Source organism: Massilia sp., assembly GCF_046293535.1.
In the GTDB taxonomy this organism is placed as follows: domain Bacteria; phylum Pseudomonadota; class Gammaproteobacteria; order Burkholderiales; family Burkholderiaceae_D; genus Telluria.
The window spans coordinates 77,003-98,003 of the sequence record NZ_JBKBOV010000005.1; the positions used below are offsets into that span (position 1 = coordinate 77,003).

17 protein-coding genes are annotated in these 21,001 nt (G+C 69.1%); 11 read left to right on the plus strand and 6 right to left on the minus strand.

Going from position 1 to position 21,001, the window contains the following annotated elements; genetic code table 11:
• Positions 1–65: 65 nt before the first annotated feature.
• From imuA to ACK4S9_RS04550, 3 genes are all read left to right on the plus strand, one after another.
• Complete coding sequence (gene imuA / locus ACK4S9_RS04540; RefSeq protein ID WP_409722066.1) at positions 66–767, plus strand: translesion DNA synthesis-associated protein ImuA; 702 nt, start codon at positions 66–68, stop codon at positions 765–767.
• Entirely contained in the window at positions 697–2,238 is a 1,542-nt protein-coding gene (locus ACK4S9_RS04545) for a Y-family DNA polymerase (RefSeq protein ID WP_409722069.1), read from the plus strand. Before imuA ends, ACK4S9_RS04545 begins: the two co-directional genes overlap by 71 nt.
• Positions 2,239–2,389: 151 nt before the next feature.
• Positions 2,390–2,842, plus strand: coding sequence for a response regulator (locus tag ACK4S9_RS04550; RefSeq protein WP_409722072.1), 453 nt, complete (start codon positions 2,390–2,392; stop codon positions 2,840–2,842).
• Between the two features lie 23 nt (positions 2,843–2,865).
• On the opposite strand, the gene ACK4S9_RS04555 is transcribed toward ACK4S9_RS04550, so the two are convergent.
• Positions 2,866–3,585, minus strand: coding sequence for a GNAT family N-acetyltransferase (locus ACK4S9_RS04555; protein ID WP_409722075.1), 720 nt, complete (start codon positions 3,583–3,585; stop codon positions 2,866–2,868).
• Between the two features lie 70 nt (positions 3,586–3,655).
• Positions 3,656–4,051, minus strand: a complete 396-nt coding sequence (gene arfB / locus ACK4S9_RS04560; protein ID WP_409722300.1) for an alternative ribosome rescue aminoacyl-tRNA hydrolase ArfB — start codon at positions 4,049–4,051, stop codon at positions 3,656–3,658.
• Between the two features lie 190 nt (positions 4,052–4,241).
• On the opposite strand from arfB, the gene ACK4S9_RS04565 reads away from it, so the two are divergent.
• Both ACK4S9_RS04565 and ACK4S9_RS04570 read left to right on the plus strand, forming a co-directional pair.
• Positions 4,242–6,626 (plus strand): EAL domain-containing protein, encoded by a 2,385-nt coding sequence (locus ACK4S9_RS04565; protein ID WP_409722078.1) that lies wholly within the window; start codon positions 4,242–4,244, stop codon positions 6,624–6,626.
• Positions 6,627–6,671: 45 nt separating this feature from the next.
• On the plus strand, positions 6,672–7,040 hold the full coding sequence (locus tag ACK4S9_RS04570; protein ID WP_409722081.1) for a hypothetical protein: 369 nt from the start codon (positions 6,672–6,674) through the stop codon (positions 7,038–7,040).
• A 154-nt stretch (positions 7,041–7,194) separates the two neighbouring features.
• Here the strand turns inward: ACK4S9_RS04570 and ACK4S9_RS04575 are convergent, their stop codons facing one another.
• Positions 7,195–8,310: a metallophosphoesterase gene (locus tag ACK4S9_RS04575; protein WP_409722084.1), complete on the minus strand. Its 1,116-nt coding sequence runs from the start codon at positions 8,308–8,310 to the stop codon at positions 7,195–7,197.
• A 259-nt stretch (positions 8,311–8,569) separates the two neighbouring features.
• Between ACK4S9_RS04575 and ACK4S9_RS04580 the strand changes: the two genes are divergently transcribed.
• From ACK4S9_RS04580 to ACK4S9_RS04595, 4 genes are all read left to right on the plus strand, one after another.
• Positions 8,570–9,028 carry an Hsp20 family protein gene (locus ACK4S9_RS04580; protein ID WP_409722087.1) on the plus strand — a complete coding sequence of 153 codons (459 nt, stop codon included), beginning with the start codon at positions 8,570–8,572 and terminating at the stop codon, positions 9,026–9,028.
• Positions 9,029–9,300: 272 nt separating this feature from the next.
• Entirely contained in the window at positions 9,301–10,824 is a 1,524-nt protein-coding gene (locus ACK4S9_RS04585) for a Do family serine endopeptidase (RefSeq protein ID WP_409722089.1), read from the plus strand.
• Positions 10,825–10,870: 46 nt separating this feature from the next.
• Positions 10,871–11,533: a response regulator gene (locus ACK4S9_RS04590; protein WP_409722092.1), complete on the plus strand. Its 663-nt coding sequence runs from the start codon at positions 10,871–10,873 to the stop codon at positions 11,531–11,533.
• Entirely contained in the window at positions 11,530–12,930 is a 1,401-nt protein-coding gene (locus tag ACK4S9_RS04595) for an ATP-binding protein (protein ID WP_409722095.1), read from the plus strand. Before ACK4S9_RS04590 ends, ACK4S9_RS04595 begins: the two co-directional genes overlap by 4 nt.
• Here the strand turns inward: ACK4S9_RS04595 and ACK4S9_RS04600 are convergent.
• The 3 genes from ACK4S9_RS04600 to ACK4S9_RS04610 all read right to left on the minus strand — a co-directional run bounded on the left by ACK4S9_RS04600 (position 12,919) and on the right by ACK4S9_RS04610 (position 17,182).
• Entirely contained in the window at positions 12,919–15,288 is a 2,370-nt protein-coding gene (locus ACK4S9_RS04600; protein ID WP_409722099.1) for a PAS domain-containing protein, read from the minus strand. The two genes, ACK4S9_RS04595 and ACK4S9_RS04600, sit on opposite strands and share 12 nt — an antisense overlap.
• 81 nt (positions 15,289–15,369) lie before the next feature.
• Complete coding sequence (locus tag ACK4S9_RS04605; RefSeq protein WP_409722102.1) at positions 15,370–16,128, minus strand: LytR/AlgR family response regulator transcription factor; 759 nt, start codon at positions 16,126–16,128, stop codon at positions 15,370–15,372.
• A gap of 4 nt (positions 16,129–16,132) precedes the next feature.
• On the minus strand, positions 16,133–17,182 hold the full coding sequence (locus ACK4S9_RS04610; RefSeq protein ID WP_409722105.1) for a sensor histidine kinase: 1,050 nt from the start codon (positions 17,180–17,182) through the stop codon (positions 16,133–16,135).
• 202 nt (positions 17,183–17,384) lie between these two features.
• On the opposite strand from ACK4S9_RS04610, the gene dacB reads away from it, so the two are divergent.
• Together dacB and ACK4S9_RS04620 are read left to right on the plus strand one after the other, a co-directional pair.
• A complete protein-coding gene (dacB, locus tag ACK4S9_RS04615; protein ID WP_409722108.1) occupies positions 17,385–18,848 on the plus strand; it encodes a D-alanyl-D-alanine carboxypeptidase/D-alanyl-D-alanine-endopeptidase in 1,464 nt (487 codons plus the stop codon).
• Positions 18,849–18,856: 8 nt separating this feature from the next.
• Entirely contained in the window at positions 18,857–21,001 is a 2,145-nt protein-coding gene (locus ACK4S9_RS04620) for a TonB-dependent receptor plug domain-containing protein (protein ID WP_409722111.1), read from the plus strand.

Here is a 21,001-nt window from a genome sequence, read left to right on the forward strand (position 1 = left end):
TACGTTTATACAGTACTTCTTTGCCAACCCATATGAATTGCTCATCCACCGCAGGCGCTTCCCCTATGGTCGCGCCGGAGGCTTTACACCCTTCGCTCTGGCGCGCCTCGCAATTGGCGCGCGCCGGCACGCGCTGCGTCGACACCGGACATGCCGCCCTCTCTTCCCAGTTGCCCGGCGGCGGTTGGCCGACCGGCACCCTGGTCGAGCTGCTGCAACAGCAGCCCGGCATCGGCGAGATGCGCCTGCTGCGCCCGGCCTTGCAAGCCTGCGCCGAGCGCCGCATCGTCCTGTTGCAGCCGCCCCATCCGCCCCAGGCCCTGGCGCTGGCCGCGCTCGGCCTGCCGCCCTCGCGCTTGCTGTGGCTGCGTACGGGCCGCAGCGCCGACGCGCTGTGGGCGGCCGAGCAGGTGCTGCGCAGCGGCAGTTGCGGCGCGCTGCTGTTCTGGGCCAACCATGCGCGCGGCGAAAGCCTGCGCCGCCTGCACCTGGCGGCCCAGGCGGGGGAAACCCTGTTCTTCATGCTGCGCCCGCTGGCCGCGGCGCAGGACGCTTCGCCCGCGCCCCTGCGCCTGGGGCTGCGGCCGGCGGCGGGCGGCCTGCACATCGACTTCGTCAAGCGCCGGGGGCCGCAGCGCGATGCGCCGCTGTTCCTGCCCCTCGGCTTGCCTCTCACTTCTTCTCTCCTGCACCGACATGCGTTTGTGGATCGGCCTCTCCCTACCCCAGCTGGCGCTCGACATCTTCAGCCCCAACTGGTGCAGTGACCCGGGCAGCGTCGTGCTCGAGCAGGACCGCGTGCTGGCCGCCTCCAGGGCGGCGCGCGCGGCCGGCATCGGCCACGGCATGCGGCGCGCGGGCGTGCTCATGCTCCTGCCCGAAGCGCGCCTGTACGAGCGCAACCCAGCGCGCGAAGCCGAGGCGCTCGATGCGGTCGCGCTGGCGATGCTGCAGTTTACGCCCCAGGTCGCGCTGCTTGAGGAAGCGACCTTGCTGCTCGACATCGGTGCCAGCCTGCGCCTGTTCGGCGGCATCCGGGCCCTGTGCGCCCGCGTGCGCGCCAGCCTGCGCGCGCTCGGCTTTACCGCCTCGGTCAGCTGCGCGCCGACGGCGCGCGCGGCCTGGCTGCTGGCGCGCGCCGCGGCGCATGGCATGGTGCATGGCCGCAATCACAGTGATATGCACGGCGGCAGGCGCGTCCTCGGACGTTCCTTGCGCATGGCTTCGCTCGAGCGTCGCCTCGACCGCCTGCCGGTGGCGCTGTTGCCGCCGGCCCGCTCCTATATGTCCTGGTTCGAGGGCATCGGCTGCGAGGCGCTGGGCCAGCTGCGGCGCCTGCCGCGCCCGGGCCTGCAGCGGCGCTGCGGGCGCGAGCTGCTCGACATGCTCGATGCCGCCTACGGCATGTGTCCCGAGCTGTTCGAATGGGTGGCGCCGCCCGAGAGTTTCCGGGCCCGGCTGGAACTGTTCGACCGCGTCGAGCAGGCCGAGCTGCTGCTGGCCGGCGCCCACCACCTGGTGCTGCAGCTGGTCGGCTGGCTGTGCGCGCGCCAGCTCGCGGTCGAGCGTTTCACCCTGCTGATGGAGCACGAGCGCGGGCGGGTGGCGATGCCGCCGACGACGCTCGAGATCACCCTGGCCGAGCCCGCCTGGCACGACGAACACCTGGTGCGCCTCCTGCGGGAACGCCTGGCCCGTCAGGAGCTGCCGGGGCCGGTGATCGGCCTCGCGCTGGAAGCGCGGCAGGTGAGGGCGATGGCGCCGCCGACCGAATCGCTGTTCCCTGAGCCGGGCGGCGGCGAGGAAGACCGCATGCGCATGCTCGAGCTGCTGGTGGCGCGGCTGGGGCCGGAGAACGTGCTGCAGGCGCTGCCGCAGGCCGATTACCGGCCCGAGGTGGCCAACGAATGGGTGCCGGTGCAGCAGCGAACCGAGCGCGCGTCGCAGGGAGCGGCGCGCTTGCCGCCGGACGTGGCCAGCCTGCCGCGCCCGAGCTGGCTGCTGGCCAAGCCGATCGCACTGCTCATGCGCAACCACCGGCCCTTCTACGGCTCGCCGCTCAAGGTCGCCTCGACCCCCGAACGCATCGAGGCCGGCTGGTGGAGCGAAACGCAAACCCGCGACTACTTCATCGCCGAAGGGCAGGACCATACGCTGTACTGGATTTATCGCGAGCGTATCGTCGGCGCCGGCGAAGATGCCGAGCCGCGCTGGTACCTGCACGGGCTGTTCGGATAGGCGCCTCACGAGCTGGAGGAATTTCCAGGTAGATCGAAGGTCCTGCATCAGCTTAACCGGGCGCTTCCTTCGGCGCGCTTGCGCGATACTGGCGCATGCGGCCCCCCCGGGCTGCTTTGGCTACCAACAATTTCACCCCATGGAGGACCGAGTGTCCGGCTTGATGAACAGCCGCTGGTGCAGCGACAAGAAGCGGCCCGCATTCCCGCCCGGCAGTTTGCAGGCGGGTGGACAGGATGCACGTGCCGCGGTGGGAGCGGTGCGCAAGGTATTGGTCGTCGATGACGAGTCCGACGTTGCGGACCTCGCCGAAATGTTGCTGTCGGCCCACGGCATGGAGGCCATGGTCGCCTATTCGGGCGCCGCGGCCCTCGAGATGCTGGCGGCCCATCCCGACATCGACGCCGTCATTACCGACGTCATGATGCCCGACATGAACGGACTCGAACTGGCCGAGCGCATCGCCGGGAGCTTCCCGGCGGTCAAGATCATCCTGGCGTCAGGCTACATGGCCCCATCCATGTTCAATGGACAAGCGATACAGCAGCTGTTCATTGCCAAACCTTATCGGATCGACCAGCTACTCCGGCTGCTGCGCACATGAACACCTGAGCGCAGCGGCACGCCTCACGCCATCACGACGCGCGTCAGGTGCAACTGGCGGCGCACGACGTAGCCCAGCGATGCGTACAGGGCGATTGCCCCCGTGTTGGCGGGATAGACGTGCAGGAAGGGCTGGCGCCCGCCCGCCATGATGCGGCGCGTGCGTTCGGCCAGCAGGTGGCGGGCATAGGCCTTGCCGCGATGCTCGGGGTGGACGCACACCGCGCTCACCTCGACCGCGCCATGCGGGCGCATCCGTTCTCCCGCCATCGCCGCCAGTTGCCCGCCGTCACGGATGCCGAGGAATTCGCCCAGCTCGTGGGTGCGCCGCGCGAACGGCCCCGGATTGGTCAGCCCGGCAAGCAGGCGCATCTCTTCGGCATCGGCCTCGCCCAGCACCGCGAAGGGCAGCGTGGCTGCCGCGGGCGGGCGCGTGGCCACCATCTGCAGCACCGGGTCGAGCGGCGTCAACATGAGCCCGCAGGCCTGCGCCCCGGCCGGGCACGGCGCCTCTAGCGTGACCAGCATGATCGCCTCGCCGGGCTGCAGCAGCGCCGCCAGCGCCTCCCAGGCCGCAGGACTGCTTGCGGCCAGCGCTTCGTCGGCGATTGCCGCGAACGGACCGATCTCGCGCGGATAGCGCCTGGCCAGCGGGCCGCCGAGGGCCAGGGGGCGGTGGCCGCCTTCGAGGGCCGACCAGACCGGTCGGTCGAGGGCGGCATGCAGGGCAGGGGACAGGGACATGGCTGGCGTCTCTCGCTCGGTAGATGAGAAGATGATAACGCCCCCCGCCGGTGCTGTCGCGATTCCCCGCCTACTCGCCGACCTTGCCGCGCAGGGCCTTGAGCCGCCCGCTGCGCGCCTTGGCATCGAGCCGGCGCAGCTGCGATCCGCGCGTCGGCCGGGTCGGGCGGCGCACCTGCGGGACGACGGCGGCCTGGTCGACCAGGGCCTGCAGGCGCTGCAGCGCGTCCAGCTTGTTCTGTTCCAGGCTGCGCGAACCCTGCGCCTTGAGGACGATGACGCCTTCCTGCGTGATGCGGGCGTCGCGCAGGGCCAGCAGGCGTTCCTTGACGGCGGCCGGCAGGGACGAGGCCGCCACGTCGAAGCGCGCATGCACCGCACACGACACCTTGTTCACATTCTGTCCGCCCGGCCCCTGGGCCCGGATCGCGCTGAATTCGACTTCCGCCGGATCGATGACCGCCATGTCCCACCTGTAAAGCATTGCCGCGGCCACAGCGGCCACGCGGCATTGTAAGGGCAAGGGAGCTGCTTCCACAGCGATCTTGCCGCACGCCATACATTTCGTGTGGCCCAGCATTGCTTGCTACGCTATCATGTATTTACGTGCCCGCTGCATGCCGCGCACACGGCTGCGCGGCCATCCCGGAGGAGCCTTGAACCTGTCGCCCCTGCCCCTTGCCGTGTTCGTCGTCGATGCAGCCGGCACCGTCACGAGCTGGAACAAGGCCTGCGAGAAACTGGCCGGCTATGGCGCCGCCGAGATCCAGGGCATGACCCTGGAGCGCATCGTCGAGTTCGACGACCCTTCCGGAGCCAGCCCCCGCATGGCCGAGCGCGCCGACGCCGAGAATTCGGGCATCCTGCACACGGCCGATGGCCGGCGCCTGCCGGTACGCATCACGGTCGCGCCGCAGTCCTTCGACACCGAGTCGCCCGGCAGCTTCAGCGTCATCCTGATCGCGCGCACCGCCCAGTTCCCGGCGCGCTATGCCCTGATCCAGGACCTGCCGGTGGCCGACATCCTCGAGTCGCTGCCCTGCGTGTTCTACGTGATCGACCAGAGCGGCCACCTGCTGCTGTGGAACCACCAGCTCGAGGAAGCGCTCGAGATGGATGCCGAGGAGCTGCCCGCCTCCAACGTCAAGACTTTCTTCGACGAGAAGGAACGTCCCCTCATCGTCGACAAGATCCTCGCCGCCTTCGACGGCGGCGGCTCCACGCACGAGGCCGAACTGGTCGGCAGGCACGGCAAGCGCACGCCCTACCTGTTCCGCTGCTCGCTTGCCCACCTGGGCAACGTACCGGTCGTGTTCGGCACCGGCATGGACATCACGGCGCGCAAGCAGGCCGAAACCGGCCTGCGGGTGCGCGAGCGCGCCATCTACTCGAGCCTGAACGCCATCGTCATCACCCGCTGCGAAGAGGGCGAGCACCACATCGAGTACGTCAATCCGGCCTTCGAGCGCATCACCGGCTACCCGCTGGCCGAGATCCGGGGCCAGGACCCGCGCTTCATGGCGATTCCGGGCTGCGACGAGGACGAGCGCGACCGCATCCGCGCGGCGCTGCGGCGCAAGGAGGGCGTGCGCGTGGTGCTGCGCAACAAGCGCAAGAACGGCGAGGTGTTCTGGAATGACCTGCGCATCGATCCGGTCTCGAACGGCGACGGCGAGATCACGCACTTTGTCGGCGTCATCAACGACATCACCGAGGCCCGCCACTACGAGCGCCGCCTGCACCACATGGCCCACCACGACCCGCTTACCGGCCTGGCCAACCGCACGCTGCTGCAGGAGCGGCTGCGCCAGGCCATCGACGCGGCCCGGCGCGAAGGCTGCATGGTGGCGCTGGCCTTCCTCGACCTCGACAACTTCAAGCACATCAACGACAACTTCGGCCACGCCGCCGGCGACGCGGTGCTGCGCGAAGTCGCCCAGCGCCTGCGCGAGAACATGCGCGAGAACGACACCATCGCACGCATGGGCGGCGACGAATTCGTCCTCGTCATCTGCAAGCCGGCCAGCCACGAACACATCGCCGAACTGATCGAGCGCATCCGCCGCAGCGTCATGGCGAAGGTACAGGTGAAGGACCAGGACATCCTGCCGGGCACCAGCATCGGCGTCAGCATCTTCCCCGACGACGGCGACAATCCCGAGAAGATCATGCGCGCGGCCGACGCCGCCATGTACCACGCCAAGACCCTCGGCAAGAACAACTTCCAGTTCTATTCCGCCGACCTGAACCAGATCGTGCACGAGCACCTGATGCTGGAGGCGAACCTGAGCCGCGCGATCCGCGAGCACGAGATGGTGCTCGACTACCAGCCGAAGGTGGACCTGCGCAGCGGCAAAGTGGTGGGGGCCGAGGCCCTGGTGCGCTGGCGCCATCCGGTCGACGGCCTGATTCCGCCCGAGCGCTTCATTCCCGTCGCCGAGGAAACCGGCCTGATCGTGCCGCTGGGCGACTGGGTCATCGACGAGGCCTGCGGCGCGCTCAAGGCCATGGAAGCACTCGGCGCGAAGGACTTCGTCATCGCGGTGAACCTGTCGGCGCGCCAGCTGCGCCAGCGCCAGTTCGCCGAGCGCCTCGGCGCGACCCTGCGCCGCCATGGCGTCGACCCGCGTTCGCTCGAACTCGAGGTGACCGAGAGCCAGTTGATGGACCACCCTCACGACGCGCTGGAAGCGCTGGGCCAGCTCAAGGCCCTGGGAGTGCGCCTGTCGATCGACGATTTCGGCACCGGGTATTCGAGCCTGAGCTACCTGCAGAAATTCCCGGTCGACGCCATCAAGATCGACCGCTCCTTCCTGGGCGACGTCGGCCACGACGGCCATCTGGTCATCACGCGCGCCATCATCGCGCTCGGCCACAACCTCAAGCTCAAGGTCGTGGCCGAAGGCGTGGAGACGCGCGAGCAGATCGCCTTCCTGCGCGAGCACGAATGCGACCAGATGCAGGGCTTTTACTTCAGCCCGGCGTTGCCGCGCGACCTGCTGCAGGAAATGATCGTCAGGGACACGCGCCTGCCTGATTGAGGCGGCGCACACTCTCCCCAATGGCAGACCGGAAGAACGGCTGCCTTGCCGGAATGGCATGCTGCACTCGCGCGCCTTTCGTACCGCGCCCTTGCCCGATCGTGTCCTGCCTTCCGTATCGCCTGCCCGCTTTGCTCCTGTCCGCCCTGTTTTGCGCCGAAGCCGCGGCTGCCGACGAGCGCCGCGGCCTGCGCGCGGCGCGCACCGGCCGGCCACGGACGCGCCGCCCAGTTCGTCCGGGTCAACCTGGCCGGCGCGCTCAGCGACGGCCTGCACCGCGCCAGCGACGACGAATCCGACCTCGGTCCGGATTTCCCGGTCGAAGCCGCCGTCGTGCGCCTGCCCGACGGCTACAGCATGGAGGTACGCTGGCCGCTGTCGATGCCGATCGCGTCGGACCCGGCGGCAACGTGACGATCGACGTCGGCCTGCTGGAAGCGTGGAACGAGCGCCAGGTGCACCGTTCGCTGCTGTACCGCTACCAGTGGCGCCACGGCCGGGTCGTCTCGGCTGGCTACGTGGACGAGAAGATGCCGCTGGTGGGGAAACCGCAGCAAGTCGCTGACGCTCAAGCTGCAGTGGGAGATCTGAGCGTCAGCCGGATGATCTCGCCCGGCCGCCACAGGCGCATGCGCGGACCCCAGCTGCCGGCGCCGCGCGTCACGTACAGCGTCATGCCGTCCACGTCGTAGGCGCCGATGTACTTCGCGAAGCGTTTCTGCACCGCATAGCTGAAGGGCCAGATCTGGCCGCCGTGGGTGTGCCCGGACAGCATCAGGTCGACGCCGCGCGCGCTGGCCTCCTCGATGATCGGGGCGGCCGGAATGTGCGACATCAGGATGGTGGCGGCGCCCGTCGGTGCCGGAATGGTGCGTGCCAGGCCGGCGGTGATCTCGCCCCCGTTGCGCATGGCCCGGCCGATGTCCTCGATCCCTGCCAGCACCAGGCCCGGGGCCAGCTCCACCCGGCGGTCGCGCAGCCAGCGCACGCCGCCTTCCTCGAATTCGCGCACGGTGGTGTCAAGGTCGCCATAGAACTCGTGGTTGCCCGTCACCGCCCACACGCCCCACGGCGCTTTCAAGGCGCGCAGGGTAGGGGCCAACTGCGGCTCGCCGATCGGCTCGTCCTCGACCTGGTCGCCCAGCAGCAGGACCGCGGCCGGCTGCAATGCGTTGATCTGCTCGACGCGCGCCGCCAGCCATTCGGAGCGGCGCTGGGCGCCCAGGTGGATGTCGCTGACGGCCACGATGGCGGTGCCGTCCAGCGCCTTCGGCAGGTCCTTCATGACGACCTCCTGGTCGACGACGACGGGCGCACGCATGCCTTGGAAGATGGCGAGGCTTGCTAACAGCACGCCGGCGGCGGCGCCCAGCGCGCGCAGCTTCTGCGTATGCGCACGCCACCACAGGCCGAAGCCGCCCAGGATGTCCGCCGCCAGCAGGCATAGCGACATGATGAAGGTGATGCCCAGCCAGGTCAGCGCGAACTGTCCCGGCCACCAGCGCCAGTCGAGGGCCTGGTCGCCGATGTGTACCCCGGCGAAGTACAACAGCCAGACCAGGAAGGCGCCGATCCACCAGACGCGCCGCGGGATGCGCGAACGCACCGCGTCGAGCGAATACAGGCGGGCGGCGACGTACAGGTGGAAGAGGGTACCGACGATATTGAGGACGATCGAAAACATGGATGCGGGTGCTGGTGGCCGAAGGCGCTTACCTTAGCGCAAATCGGCAAAACCCGTGCGCATGCGGCACGGACCGGACTTGTAAACGAGACAAGGTTTCAGGGGTAAAACAAGTTGCAAATAATATTTGCAAAATTGCTTTAAAAACCGTATTTCGTATGTCTTGAAACTGGCTTGGCATGGCACTAGATTGGAGTCACCGGATGCTCACGATGAGGTCCGGCAACATATATCGCTTAATTTTGAAAGGATATTCATCATGCGTACTTTCGATCTGACTCCCCTGTACCGTTCCGCCATCGGCTTCGATCGCCTGGCCAGCCTGCTCGAGCAGCGCGCCGAGCCGAGCTACCCGCCGTACAACATCGAACTGGTGAGCGAAGACAATTACCGCATCGTGATGGCGCTGGCCGGCTTCACCCGCGACGAAGTGGAAATCGTGACCGAGCGCGACACCCTGCACGTCACCGGCCGCAAGCAGAAGGACGAGACCCAGCGTACCTTCCTGCACCGTGGCATCGCCGCCCGCGATTTCGAGCAGCGCTTCCAGCTGGCGAACCACGTGAAGGTCACCAGCGCATCCTTCGACAACGGCATGCTCACCATCGAACTGGTGCGCGAAGTGCCGGAAGCGTTCAAGCCGCGCAAGATCGCCATTGGCGACGCCAACGGCAACACCCACAACGTGCAGCAGCTGGAACAGCGTAGCGCTGCCTGAGGTGCCGGACGCCTGAGTACAAGGTAGTAGTTTGAAGGAAGGGCGTCCCGCGGGGCGCCCTTTTTGACGATGGGCTTCTGTTCTTCGGATGCGCCGTGTCGGATCATGCCGGAGCTGAACGCGCGGACGGCATAGCCGTCCACCCTACTAATGTTTAAGAGTGGCGTAAGGCCGGAAGTTGCCTGCTTAAGCATGGTCTAAGCCAGCTTTGGGAAGATAAGCCCATCGATAAGACACATCATCGGTCAACCATTTTCATCAGGAGCACATACATGCGTAACGAAGGTGCCGTCACTGCCATCACTGCCAAACGCCTCACGCTGGCCCTGTGTGCCGCGGGCGTCGTCGGCGGAGCGGTCGGTGCACTTGCCGTCAACCATAACAACGTGGCAGCCGAAACCGCGGCTGCCGCAGCAGCGGCGGCGCCTGCAGCCGTGGCCGCCCCCGCGCCTGCCGCCGCCCCTCAGCCTGCGGGCACGGTGACCCTGCCCGACTTCACCCGCATCGCCGCCCAGAACGGCAAGGCGGTGGTCAACATCCAGGTGGTCGGCAGCACCAAGACCGCGAACCGCGGCGGCGTGCCCCAGCTCGACCCGCGCCACCCGTTCTACGAATTCTTCCGACAGTTCCAGGACCCGCGCGGCAGCGGTCGTGGAGCGCCCGTTTTCGGCGCCGGATCGGGCTTCATCGTAAGCCCGGACGGCGTCATCCTGACCAACGCCCACGTCGTGCAAGGCGCCGACGAAGTGACCGTCAAGCTGCACGACCGCCGCGAATTCCGCGCCAAGGTCGTGGGCGCCGACCCGCGCACCGACGTGGCCGTGCTGAAGATCGACGCCAAGAACCTGCCGGTGGTGCCGATCGGTAAATCGCGCAACCTCGCCCCGGGCGAATGGGTGCTGGCCATCGGCTCGCCGTATGGCCTGGAAAGCACCGTCACCGCCGGCGTGGTGAGCGCCACCGGCCGCAACCTCCCGGACGGCCAGGTGCCCTTCATCCAGACCGACGTGGCGGTCAACCCCGGCAACTCGGGCGGCCCGCTGTTCAACACCCGCGGCGAAGTGGTGGGCATCAACTCGCAGATCTACAGCCAGACCGGCGGCTACCAGGGCCTGTCCTTCTCGATCCCGATCGACGTCGCGGTCAAGATCAAGGACCAGATCCTGACCACCGGCAAGGTGCAGCATGCCAAGCTGGGCGTGGCGGTGCAGGAAGTCGGCCAGGAGTTCGCCGACTCCTTCCGCCTCGATACGCCGGGCGGCGCCCTGGTCTCGAGCGTCGAGCGCGGCGGTCCGGCCGAACGCGCCGGCCTGAAGTCGGGCGACGTGATCCGCAGCATCAACGGCCAGGCCATCACATCGTCGCGCGACCTGTCCAGCACCGTCTCGCTGTCCAAGCCGGGCGAGCGCGTGGCGCTCGACGTCTGGCGCGACGGCAAGCTGGTGCGCATCGACGCCACCCTGGGTGACGCGACCGAGAAGGCCAAGCGTAGTCTGCCGGAAGAGCTGGCCGCCGGCGCCGACAACAAGGGCGCCAAGCTGGGCCTGGTCCTGCGTCCGCTCGAGCCGATCGAGCGCCGCCAGAGCGGCATCGCCTCGGGCCTGCTGATCGAGGACGCGCGCGGCGCGGCGGCGATGGCCGGCATCGAGCCGGGCGACGTGCTGGTCTCGGTCAACGGCCGTGCGGTCAACTCGCTCGACCAGGTCCGCGACGTGGTGTCCAAGGCCAGCAAGTCGGTGGCCTTGCTGATTCAGCGCGGAAGTGAAAGAATCTTCATTCCAGTGCGGATTGGCTAAGGAAGCACAGCGTCCTCGACCGGCTGGCATCAACGACAGGGAATCCATGCGCTTACTGCTGGTAGAAGACGATACGATGATCGGCGAAGTGGTGCTCGACCTCCTGCGGGCCGAGCACTACGCCGTCGATTGGGTCAAGGACGGCGAGATGGCCGACACGGCCCTGATGCAGAACCAGAACTACGACCTGGTCCTGCTCGACCTTGGCCTGCCGCGCAAGGACGGGCTGGACGTGCTGCGCTCGATGCGTACCCGCAAGGACCGCACCCCGGTGCTGGTCGCCACCGCGCGCGATTCGGTCGCCCAGCGCATCGCCGGGCTGGACGCCGGCGCCGACGACTACGTCCTCAAGCCCTACGACCTCGACGAACTGCTGGCGCGCATCCGCGCGCTGCTGCGCCGCGCCGCCGGGCGCGCCGAACCCATCTTCGAATACAAGAACATCACCATCAATCCCGCCACCCGCGAAGTGCTGGTCGACGGCACCCAGGTGGCCCTGTCCGCACGCGAATGGGCGGTGCTGGAAGCGCTGGTGGCGCGTCCCGGCGCGGTGCTGTCGCGCGCCCAGCTCGAGGAAAAACTGTACAGCTGGCGCGACGAAGTCTCCAGCAACGCGGTCGAGGTCTACATCCACGGCCTGCGCAAGAAGCTGGGCAGCGACCTGATCCAGAACGTGCGCGGCGTCGGCTACATGGTGCCCAAGGCATGAAATTCAGGGCCAAGCTCAGGTCCAACGTTACGCATTCCCTGCGCGGGCGCCTGTTGTGGTATCTGCTGGCGGCGATCACCATCGCCGCCCTGGCGCAAGCCTCGATCGCCTACCGCACCTCGCTGCACGACGCCGACCAGATCTTCGACTACCACATGCAGCAGATGGCGCTGTCGCTGCGTTCGAGCACGCCCTTGTCGAACAGCGAGGCGCAGCAGCGGCTCCAGGCCAAGAACGAGGCCAACCCGGGCGCCGGCAACGACGACATGGTGGTGCAGATGTGGTCGCCCGACGGGGTGCAGGTCTTCCACAGCGTCTCGCGCGCCCGCCTGCCGCAGCGCGCGGTGCTGGGCTTCTCCAACGTCAAGGCCAACGGCACCGTCTACCGCGTGTTTTCGATCCAGAGCGAAAACCAGACCGTGCAGGTGGCCCAGGACCTGGCGGTGCGCCGCAACATGGCCGGCAACCTGGCGCTGCGCACACTCGGCCCCATCGCCGTCATGATGCCGATCCTGATGCTGGTGGTGTGGTGGGTGGTGAGCGGCTCGCTCGAGCCGGTGGCGCGGGTGCGTTCGCAGGTGGCCTCGCGCCAGGCGGACGACCTGTCGCCGGTGTCGGAAGCCGGCCTGCCGGACGAAGTGCAGCCGCTGGTGCAGGAACTGAACCTGCTGTTCGGGCGCGTGAAGACCGCCTTCGACGCCCAGCAGTCGTTCGTTGCCGATGCCGCGCACGAGCTGCGCACGCCGTTGGCGGCGCTGCGCCTGCAGGCCCAGAGCCTGGACCGCGCCGACACGCCTGAAGCGCGCAAGCTCGCGGTGTCGCGCCTGACCGCCGGCATCGACCGCGCCACCCGCCTGGTCGAGCAGCTCTTGGTGCTGGCGCGCCAGGAAGCCACCGCCGCAGTCGGCACCGTGGCGCGTCCGGTCGACCTGGCCGACCTGGCGCGCCGCACCGTCGCCGACCTGGCCGGCGTGGCCGCTGCCAAAGGGGTGGACGTCGGCATTCATCACGCCGACCCGGCCACGGTGGAAGGGCAGCCGGATGCGCTCCACATCCTGCTGCGCAACCTGGTGGACAACGCCATCAAGTACACCCCGGCGGGCGGCACCGCAGATATCTCGGTGCGCAGCGAGCTCGGCAAGGACGGCGCGAAGGAAGGCTGTATTGTCACCGTCACGGTCGAGGACAGCGGCCCCGGCATCCCGCCGGAAGAGCGCGAGCGCGTGTTCGACCGCTTTTACCGCGTGGCCGGCAGCGAAGCGGCCGGCAGCGGGCTGGGACTGGCGATCATCAAGGCGATCGCCGAACGCCACGGCGCCACCCTGGCGCTGGGTCGGTCGGAACGCCTGGGTGGCCTGTCGGCCACCGTCTGCTTCCAGGATGCGTCAGCGCGCTAGCCGCGCGTCGATCAGGGCGCGGACCTTGTAGGTCAGCGCGGTGATCTCGAACGGCTTCGTGATCACCTCCATGCCCGGCGCCAGCCGGCCGTCGCCGACCACCGCCGTATCGGCGTACCCGGTCACGAACAGCACCTTGAGGCCGGGGCGCCGCAGCCTTGCGGCATCGGCCACCTGGCGGCCGTTCAGCCCGCCGGGCAGGCCCACGTCCGTGATGAGAAGGTCGGCGCGCGTATCGGAGTTCAGTATCTGCAGGCCGGTCGGGCCATCCTGCGCCGTGAGCACGCAATAGCCGGCCTCGCGCAGCACCTCTTCGACGATCTCGCGCAGCGCACGCTCGTCCTCGATGAGCACGATCGTCTCGCCATGGCCCGAGCTGGCCGGCAGGACGCCGGGCGCCGCCTCCGCCTGGGCGGCGCCGGCATGGCGCGGCATATACAGGCACATGCTGGTCCCGCGCCCCGGCTCCGACCGGACCCGCACCCGGCCCCCCGACTGGCGCACGAAACCGTAGACCATCGACAGTCCCAGGCCGGTCCCTTCGCCCAATGGCTTGGTGGTGAAGAAGGGGTCGAAGATGCGCGCGACCACGTCGGGAGGCATGCCGGTGCCGGTATCGGACACGCACAGGGAAACGTACTGCCCCGGCGGCACGTCGCCTTGCGCGTCGCGCTCGTCGATCCGCTCGTTGGCCGTCGCCAGCGTCAGTCTGCCGCCGCCGGGCATCATCGCGTCGCGCGCGTTGATGCACAGGTTGAGCAGGGCATTCTCGAGCTGGGATGGATCGACCCTGGTCAGCCAGAGATCGCGCGCATCGCGCACCTCCAGTTCGATCATCGGGCCGACCGAGTGGCGCACCAGCTCCTCCATCCCGGCGATCAGGCGGTTGACGTCGACCGGCTTGGGATCGAGCGTCTGCCGGCGCGAGAACGCCAGCAGCCGCTGCGTGAGCGAGGCGGCGCGGCGCACCGAGGATTCGCCGATCTCGATGTAGCGTTCCAGCCCGGCGACCTGGCCGCGATGCAGCTTGAGCTTGAGGACCTGCAGGCCGCCGCTGATCGACGCAAGCAGGTTGTTGAAGTCGTGCGCCAGGCCGCCGGTGAGCTGGCCTACCGCCTCCATCTTCTGCGACTGGCGCAAGGATTGCTGCGCCTGTTCGAGCTCGGCTTCGCGCGCCTTGTTCAGGCTGAGGTCGCGCCCGATGGCGACGAAATTCTCGCCGTCGAGCTCCGGTGCGACGGTCCACTCGATGTGCTTCCAGCCGCCTTCGCGGGTGGCGATGCGGTTTTCGAAGCGGGCCGGCTGGTGCGTCTCGGCCATCCGCCCGATCGCCACCAGCGTGGGCGGCATGTCGTCCGGATGCATGAAGCTGGCGTAGGGGCGCGCCAGCAGCTCGGCTTCGCTCCAGCCCAGGACCTGGGTCCATGCGGGGCTGACCGCCGACATGGTCCCTTCGAAGCTGGCCCGGGCCAGCATGTCCTGGGACAGCTTCCAGAGCTGGTCGCGCTCGGCCGTGCGCTCGGCAACCTGGCTTGCCAGGCTCTCGTTCAGCTCGTGGAGCCTGCGCTCGGCCAGCCTGCGCGCGCTCACGTCCTGGAAGATGACCGCTACCTGGCGCTTGGCGGCCGGCTCGACGCGCGAGCACGCCACGTCGAGGTGCCGGCCGGTGGTTTCGAGTACGCGCTCGAAGCGCACCGGCTGCCCCGTTTCCAGCGCGCCCCGGACGATCGCCACCCAGGCGTCCGCCTCGCTCTGGCTCAGCAGGCCTCTAGCCGTCTTGCCGACGATGTCGGGAATGCCGGCATGGCGCATGTAGGCGGGGTTCGCTTCGAGGTGCACGTAGTCCGACATCGGGCCCTGCGGCCCGTCGATGAACTGGACCACGCAAAAGCCCTCGTCGATGGAATCGAACAGCGTTCGATAGCGCGCCTCGCTGTCGCTCAGTCTTTCCTCGGCTTGCCGCCTGTCGGTGACGTCGATCGACACGCCCGTCATCCTGAGCGGCCTGCCGTCGCCGTCGTAGTCGGGCTGCCCGCGAATCGCCACCCAGCGCACGTCGCCGGCCGGCGTCACGATCCGGTATTCGATGTCGTAATCCGCCCCTGAAACGATGCTGTGCTCGACGGCGCCGGCCATCCGGCCCTGGTCGTCGGGGTGAATGGCGGCGCGCAGTTCCGCGTAGCTGAACGGGGCCGCCGGATCGCGGCCGAAGTTGAGCCGGCAGACTTCCGAGGTGCGCAGTTCACCCGTCGCGAGATCCAGGCTCCAGGTGCCGAGACGTCCGGCCTTGATCGCGAAGTGCAGCTCGCGCTCGCTCATCGCCGGCGGCGTTCCCGACGCTTCATGTCCAGCACGCATACGTCCCTCTTTCATCAGCCGAAAAGCATGGTTCATTCAAAGTTTGCAGAACCAAACCATAGCATAGTCGATGACAGGGCCCTACCTGCCGAGGATGGCTTTCAGTGCTCCCGCATAGCGCTCGCTGACGGCCACCAGGTCGCCGTTGCGCAGGCTTAGCCAGTAGCTGCCGTCGCCCCGGGTTTCCATGCCGGCGAGCTGGCTGCGCCGCACGATCGTACCGCGGTGCACGCGCACGAATTCACCCGGCGCCAGCAGGTTTTCCAGGCGGCTGAGCGTGATCCGGTGCAGGACGGTGCGCCCGGCCAGGCGCAGCTCGACGTAATTGCCCGCCGATTCGATGCGCAGGATCTCGCTCACCTTGACCTGTTGGATGCGGCCCACCGAACGAACGCTGATGGCGTCGCGGGATCGCGTGTCGTCGGCATCGACGAATCCGCGCAGCGCCGCGCCATAGGCCTCGCGCTGGCGCTGGCGCAGCATGCCCGCCGCGCGCTCGAGCGCCTGGGCCAGGCGCGCATCGTCGAGCGGCTTGAGCAGGTAGTCGAGGGCGTGCACCTCGAAGGCCTCGATCGCGTGCTCGCTGTAGGCGGTCACGAACACGACCAGCGGCGGCTCGGGGAGGCGGCTCAGCTCACGCGCCAGCGCCAGCCCTGACTGTCCCGGCATCTGGATGTCCAGGAACACCAGGTCGACGTCATTGCCTGCCAGCGCGGCGCGCGCGGACGCGGCCCCGCCGCATTCCGCCGCCAGCAGCCAGCCCGGATGCGCGGCCATGGCCAGGCGCAGGTTGGTCCTGCCCGGCAGTTCGTCGTCGACGATGAGGTAACGGATGGCCATGGCGTCAAGCCTGCTGCGCCAGCGGCAGGCGCACTTCGGCGACGAAGCGCCCGCCCTGGCGTCCGGCGCTCAGCGCGGCCTCGGGGTGCATCAGGCGCAAGCGGTCCCGGGTGTTGGCGAGCCCGAGGCCGGCGCCCGGATTGGCGGAGGCGTCGCCGCGCGCCGGATTGGTCACCCGCACCAGCAACGCATCCCGTTCCTGGACGAAGGACAGGTGGATGTCGCTCGGCCCCTCGCTGCAATCGAGGTCGTGCCGCAGCGCGTTCTCGACCAGGGGCTGCAGCAGCAGCGGCGGGCAGGCGACGCGCCCCAGCAGCTCGCCGGCGCCCTCGACGTGCACCCGCAGGCGCTCGCCATGGCGCAGGCGCTGCAGGGCCAGGTAGTCCTGCACGAAGCGCAGTTCGGCGGCGACGGTGGCGCTGTCGCCGCTGCTCGCGGACAGCACGTAGCGCAGCAACTCGCTCAGGCGCCCGATGCCCTGCAGGGCGAGATGCTTGTCCTCGCTGCGCACCAGGGCGCTGATCGCGTTCAGGGCATTGAACAGGAAATGCGGTTCGAGCTGGGCGCGCAGGGCCAGCATGCGCTGCTCCTCGAGCGCCAGGCGCAGGTTGAGCATGTCGGTCTGCGAGCGCTGCCACGCCAGCTCGCGCTCCTTGGACTGGCGCCAGTAGAAGAAGGCCAGGATGGCGGCAAAGGTGCCGGTGGTCGAGAACCAGCCGACCAGCAGCATCTTCAGCAGCAGTTGCCAGGCGTCTTCCAGGCTGGTGACCTGCAGCAGGTCGCGCTGCCAGGCCATCCAGGTCCACTGGGCAGGCTGGAACAGCAGCACCAGGCCGGCGAACATCGCCGCCACGTTGCGCGGGCGCGCGAGCAGGCCCGGCCAGCGCGTCAGCGCGATCGACAGCAGGCAGCTCAGGACGATGAGCGGCACCGCGTACTCGACGAACCAGGTCGCGAGCAGCGCCGGATAGTGGCTGGAGAGGCCGGCGCGCAGGTTGTCGCTGTAGGTCTGGAGCGCGCCGAGCACGCTGAAGGCCGTCCACAGGCAGATCATGGACAGCACGATCCTGGCGGAGGGCGGAAGGCGGTGGAAGGATGACGTCATCGGAAAAGTATAGCAGCGCGAAAACGCTCGCCAGAGCGGGCGGTGCGCGAGGCCGTCACACGAAAGCCGGCGTTCGTCACATTTCCGGTGGCGGCAGGCAGGAGGCTGCGCACAATGGACCGGTCTTCCACGCACGGACCGGAAAACCGACATGCTCCTTCGCCTGCTTTGCCTTGTCCCCGCCGTTCTCCTGGCGGCTGCCCACGCCGCCGCCATGCCCGCCGAAGTCGAGCAGGAGCTGGCGCGCCAGGGCCTGCCGGCGGGTGCGCTGAGCTACCGGATCGAAGCGCTGGCCGGAACGACAGTGCACGTGCTGGGCGAGCGCCGCGCCCTCAATCCCGCCTCGGCCATGAAGCTGGTGACGACCCTGGCGGCGCTGGATGCGCTGGGACCCGCGCACCGCTGGACTACCTCCATGCTCTCCGATGCCCGGATCGAGCACGGCGAGCTGAAGGGGGACCTGTACCTGCTGGGCGGGGGCGAGCCGAACCTCGGCTGGGAACGCCTGGGCGGCATGCTGCGCAGCCTGCGCGAGCGCGGCATCGTCGCCATCGGCGGGGACCTGGTGCTGGACCGGACCCGGTTCCAGCCGACCCGCGGCGATATCGGCTTGCCCCCTTTCGATGACACCCCGGACGCGTCCTACAACGTGATCCCGGACGCGCTGACGCTGTCGGACTACCTGGTCACCTATACCCTGGCCTCGGGTGGAACCAGGGTGGCGGTGCGGACCGCGCCGCCGCTGTCCGGCGTGGCCGTGCTGAACCGGATGACGCTGAACGGATTGCCGTGCAAGGACTGGCGCGAGACCTGGCGGCAGCCCAAGGTGGAGGAGGGCGAGGGCGGCGTGCTGCGCATCGTCCTGGACGGAAGCTTTCCGCGCGACTGCGACCAGACCGTGGAGCTGCAGACCATCGAGCGCGACCTGTACATCGAGCGCCTGGTGCGCGCGCTGTGGGAGGAGATGGGCGGGCGGTGGCGCGGCCGTGCCCGCGAGGGCAAGGTGCCCGCCGGCGCGGCCGTGCTGGCCGAGCGCCAGTTCGAGACCCTGGCGCAGACGGTCCGCGACATCAACAAGGACTCGCACGCGGTCAAGGCGCGCCTGCTCTACCTGACGCTCGGCGCCACCGCGCACGCCGGCGCCGGCCAGGCGACGCTGGAACGGGCGCGCCGGCGCGTGCTCGACTGGATCGCCGCGCAGGGCGTCGACGGCGCCGGCATCGTCATCGAGAACGGCTCCGGGCTGTCGCGCATCGAGCGATTCAGTGCGGCCCAGCTGGCAGCCTTGCTGAGGTTGGCGGCGGCGAGCCGCTGGTATCCGGAATTCGCCGCCAGCCTGCCGATCGCGGCGCTGGACGGCACCATGAAGAACCGCGTGACGCTGGCGCCCGCGGCAGGCAATGCGCGCCTGAAGACCGGCACCCTGCGCGACGTCGCGGCGCTGGCCGGCTACGTGCGCGACCGGCGCGGGCAGGACTGGATCGTGACGGCCTTCGTCAACGACCCGCAAGCCGGCGAGGGCCGGGGCAGGGCGGTGCTGGACCAGCTGATCCTCTGGGTCGCGCAAGGAAAGGCCGCCGCTCCCGGCACACCGACCATCCACCCTCCTTACTGAATCGAACCATGCATATCATCCGAACCGGCGGCGCAGGCGCGCTGCTGCTGGCGGCGCACGCCTGCGCATCCGCCCAGGCTCCTGCCCCGCAGGCCATCCAGCAGGTCGTCGTCAATGCCGGCGCCCTCGAGAGCCGCGCGCAGTCGACCACCGCCGCCATCGTCGTCGGACGCGAGGAGATCCTGCGCCAGGGCGACGCCAGCCTGCTCGACGTATTGAAGCGCCAGCCCGGCATCACGCTCGACGCCACTGCCGGGAAGGAGGCCGCCATCCGCATGCGCGGCCTGGGCGGCGGCTACGTGGCGATCCTGCTGAACGGCGTGCCCGCACCAAACGGCTTCTCGCTCGAATCGATCAGTCCGGAGCTGGTCGAACGCATCGAAATCCAGCGCGTCGCCAGCGCCGAAACCAGCAGCCAGGCGGTGGCCGGCGCCATCAATGTCGTCCTGCGCCGCGCCGGCCCGGCCAGGGGCGAGGCCGCCCACGAGATCAAGGCAGGCAGCGCCTTCCAACGCGGCCACGCGGCGCCGCAACTACTGGCCCGGCACAGCGGCCGCAGGGGGGCGCTGGCCTACACCGTGGCCGCGACCGTGCAGCGCAAGCTGAACCCGATCGCGGCCCTCGGCACCGAGACGGGAGCGGATCCCCTGCTGCTGCGCCGGACGGCCTGGACCGACCACCAGGTGGAAGACATCCTGGAGCTGGCGCCGCGCCTGTGCTGGCAGCCGACCGCCGTTGACAGCATCAGCGCGCAGGGCTACCTGCGCCGGCGCCACATCGACAACCGCAAGCGCGAACACGAGACGACCGAGATCGGCCGGCCGACGGCGTTCCCGCACGCGCAGCAACGCTTCGAGACCCGGCCCCTGCATGCCTATGCCGACCTGGCCTGGACCCGCAGGCTGGACGGCGGCGCGCGCATGAACGCCAAGCTGTCCGGCTTCCGGATGCGGCGCGAAGCCGGCTTCCTCTACCACGGCATGGACGTGCAGGAGCGGCTGATCGAGTCGCATGCGGTCGCTTCCGGTCCGATCGAGCGTGAATGGACCTTCAGCGGCAGCTGGCGCCGCCCGCTGTGGGGCAGCCATTTCCTGGCGGCCGGCTGGGAACTCGGCCGCAAGGGGCGCAGCGAATACCGGCGCGAACGGCATGCCGGCCCGGCCGGCGAGCTGCTGTTCCAGAGCAGCGAGGACTACCGCGCCAGCGTCTCGCGCAACGCCTTCTTCGTCCAGGACGAGTGGGACATCGCTCCCGGCTGGTCGGCCTATGCCGGCCTGCGCCGCGAAGCCCTGCGCACGACCGGCGAGGGCAACGCCGCCGCGCCGGTCGACGTCGAGGCGCGCGCCTGGAGCCCGGTGTTCCAGGCCCTGTACAAGCCGCAGCACGCCGACGGGGACAGTGGGCCGCGCGACGGCCTGCGCCTGGCCGTGAGCCGCACCTACAAGGCGCCCGACATCGTCCAGCTGATGCCGCGCCGCTACACGGTCGACAACAACAACAGCGCCACCAACCCGGACCAGCAGGGCAACCCCGGGCTGCGGCCCGAACTCGCCCTGGCGGTCGACCTGGCCTGGGAGCGCTACTTCGGCGCGTCGGATATGGTGAGCGTCAGCCTGTTCCACAAGCGCATCCGCGACGTCACGCTGGTACGCATCGGCGAACACGGGGGAACATGGACCGCCATGCCGGAAAATGCCGGCAGCGCGACGGTGCGCGGCATCGAGTTCGAAGGCCGGTTGACGCGCGGCGCGCTGTCGGCGCGCCTCAACCTGGCGCGCAACTGGTCGCGCCTGGACAGCGTGCCGGGGCCGGACAACCGGCTCGAAGACCAGCCGGCCCGCAGCGGCAATCTCGGGCTCGACTATGTGCTGCCTGCCGCCCGGCTCGACCTGGGCGGCACCTGGAGCTATCGCGGGCGGGCGGTCAGCCGCGCCAGCGCGCTGGTCCTGAGCGACGACGGCAGCAGGCGCCAGCTCGACCTGTACGCGCTATGGAAGCGCAACGCCGGGTCGCGGCTGCGCCTGTCCGTGGCAGGCCTGTCGCAGCGCGACTACCTGGAAAGCCTGGCCTACGAGGGGCGCGGACCGCTGCAGCGCTCGACCGTCTACCGGGTGCGTCCGACCTGGCGCCTGGTGTGGGAGCAATCCTTGTAA

Coding starts and splice junctions, on each gene's coding strand:
- ACK4S9_RS04545 (WP_409722069.1), top strand. CDS start 697: ATGCGTTTGTGGATCGGCCTCTCCCTACCCCAGCTGGCGCTCGACATC.
- ACK4S9_RS04585 (WP_409722089.1), top strand. CDS start 9,301: ATGCGTAACGAAGGTGCCGTCACTGCCATCACTGCCAAACGCCTCACG.
- arfB (WP_409722300.1), bottom strand. CDS start 4,051: ATGGCGGTCATCGATCCGGCGGAAGTCGAATTCAGCGCGATCCGGGCC.
- ACK4S9_RS04580 (WP_409722087.1), top strand. CDS start 8,570: ATGCGTACTTTCGATCTGACTCCCCTGTACCGTTCCGCCATCGGCTTC.
- ACK4S9_RS04555 (WP_409722075.1), bottom strand. CDS start 3,585: ATGTCCCTGTCCCCTGCCCTGCATGCCGCCCTCGACCGACCGGTCTGG.
- ACK4S9_RS04610 (WP_409722105.1), bottom strand. CDS start 17,182: ATGATCTGCCTGTGGACGGCCTTCAGCGTGCTCGGCGCGCTCCAGACC.
- imuA (WP_409722066.1), top strand. CDS start 66: ATGGTCGCGCCGGAGGCTTTACACCCTTCGCTCTGGCGCGCCTCGCAA.
- ACK4S9_RS04595 (WP_409722095.1), top strand. CDS start 11,530: ATGAAATTCAGGGCCAAGCTCAGGTCCAACGTTACGCATTCCCTGCGC.
- ACK4S9_RS04600 (WP_409722099.1), bottom strand. CDS start 15,288: ATGCGTGCTGGACATGAAGCGTCGGGAACGCCGCCGGCGATGAGCGAG.
- dacB (WP_409722108.1), top strand. CDS start 17,385: ATGCTCCTTCGCCTGCTTTGCCTTGTCCCCGCCGTTCTCCTGGCGGCT.
- ACK4S9_RS04575 (WP_409722084.1), bottom strand. CDS start 8,310: ATGTTTTCGATCGTCCTCAATATCGTCGGTACCCTCTTCCACCTGTAC.
- ACK4S9_RS04605 (WP_409722102.1), bottom strand. CDS start 16,128: ATGGCCATCCGTTACCTCATCGTCGACGACGAACTGCCGGGCAGGACC.
- ACK4S9_RS04620 (WP_409722111.1), top strand. CDS start 18,857: ATGCATATCATCCGAACCGGCGGCGCAGGCGCGCTGCTGCTGGCGGCG.
- ACK4S9_RS04590 (WP_409722092.1), top strand. CDS start 10,871: ATGCGCTTACTGCTGGTAGAAGACGATACGATGATCGGCGAAGTGGTG.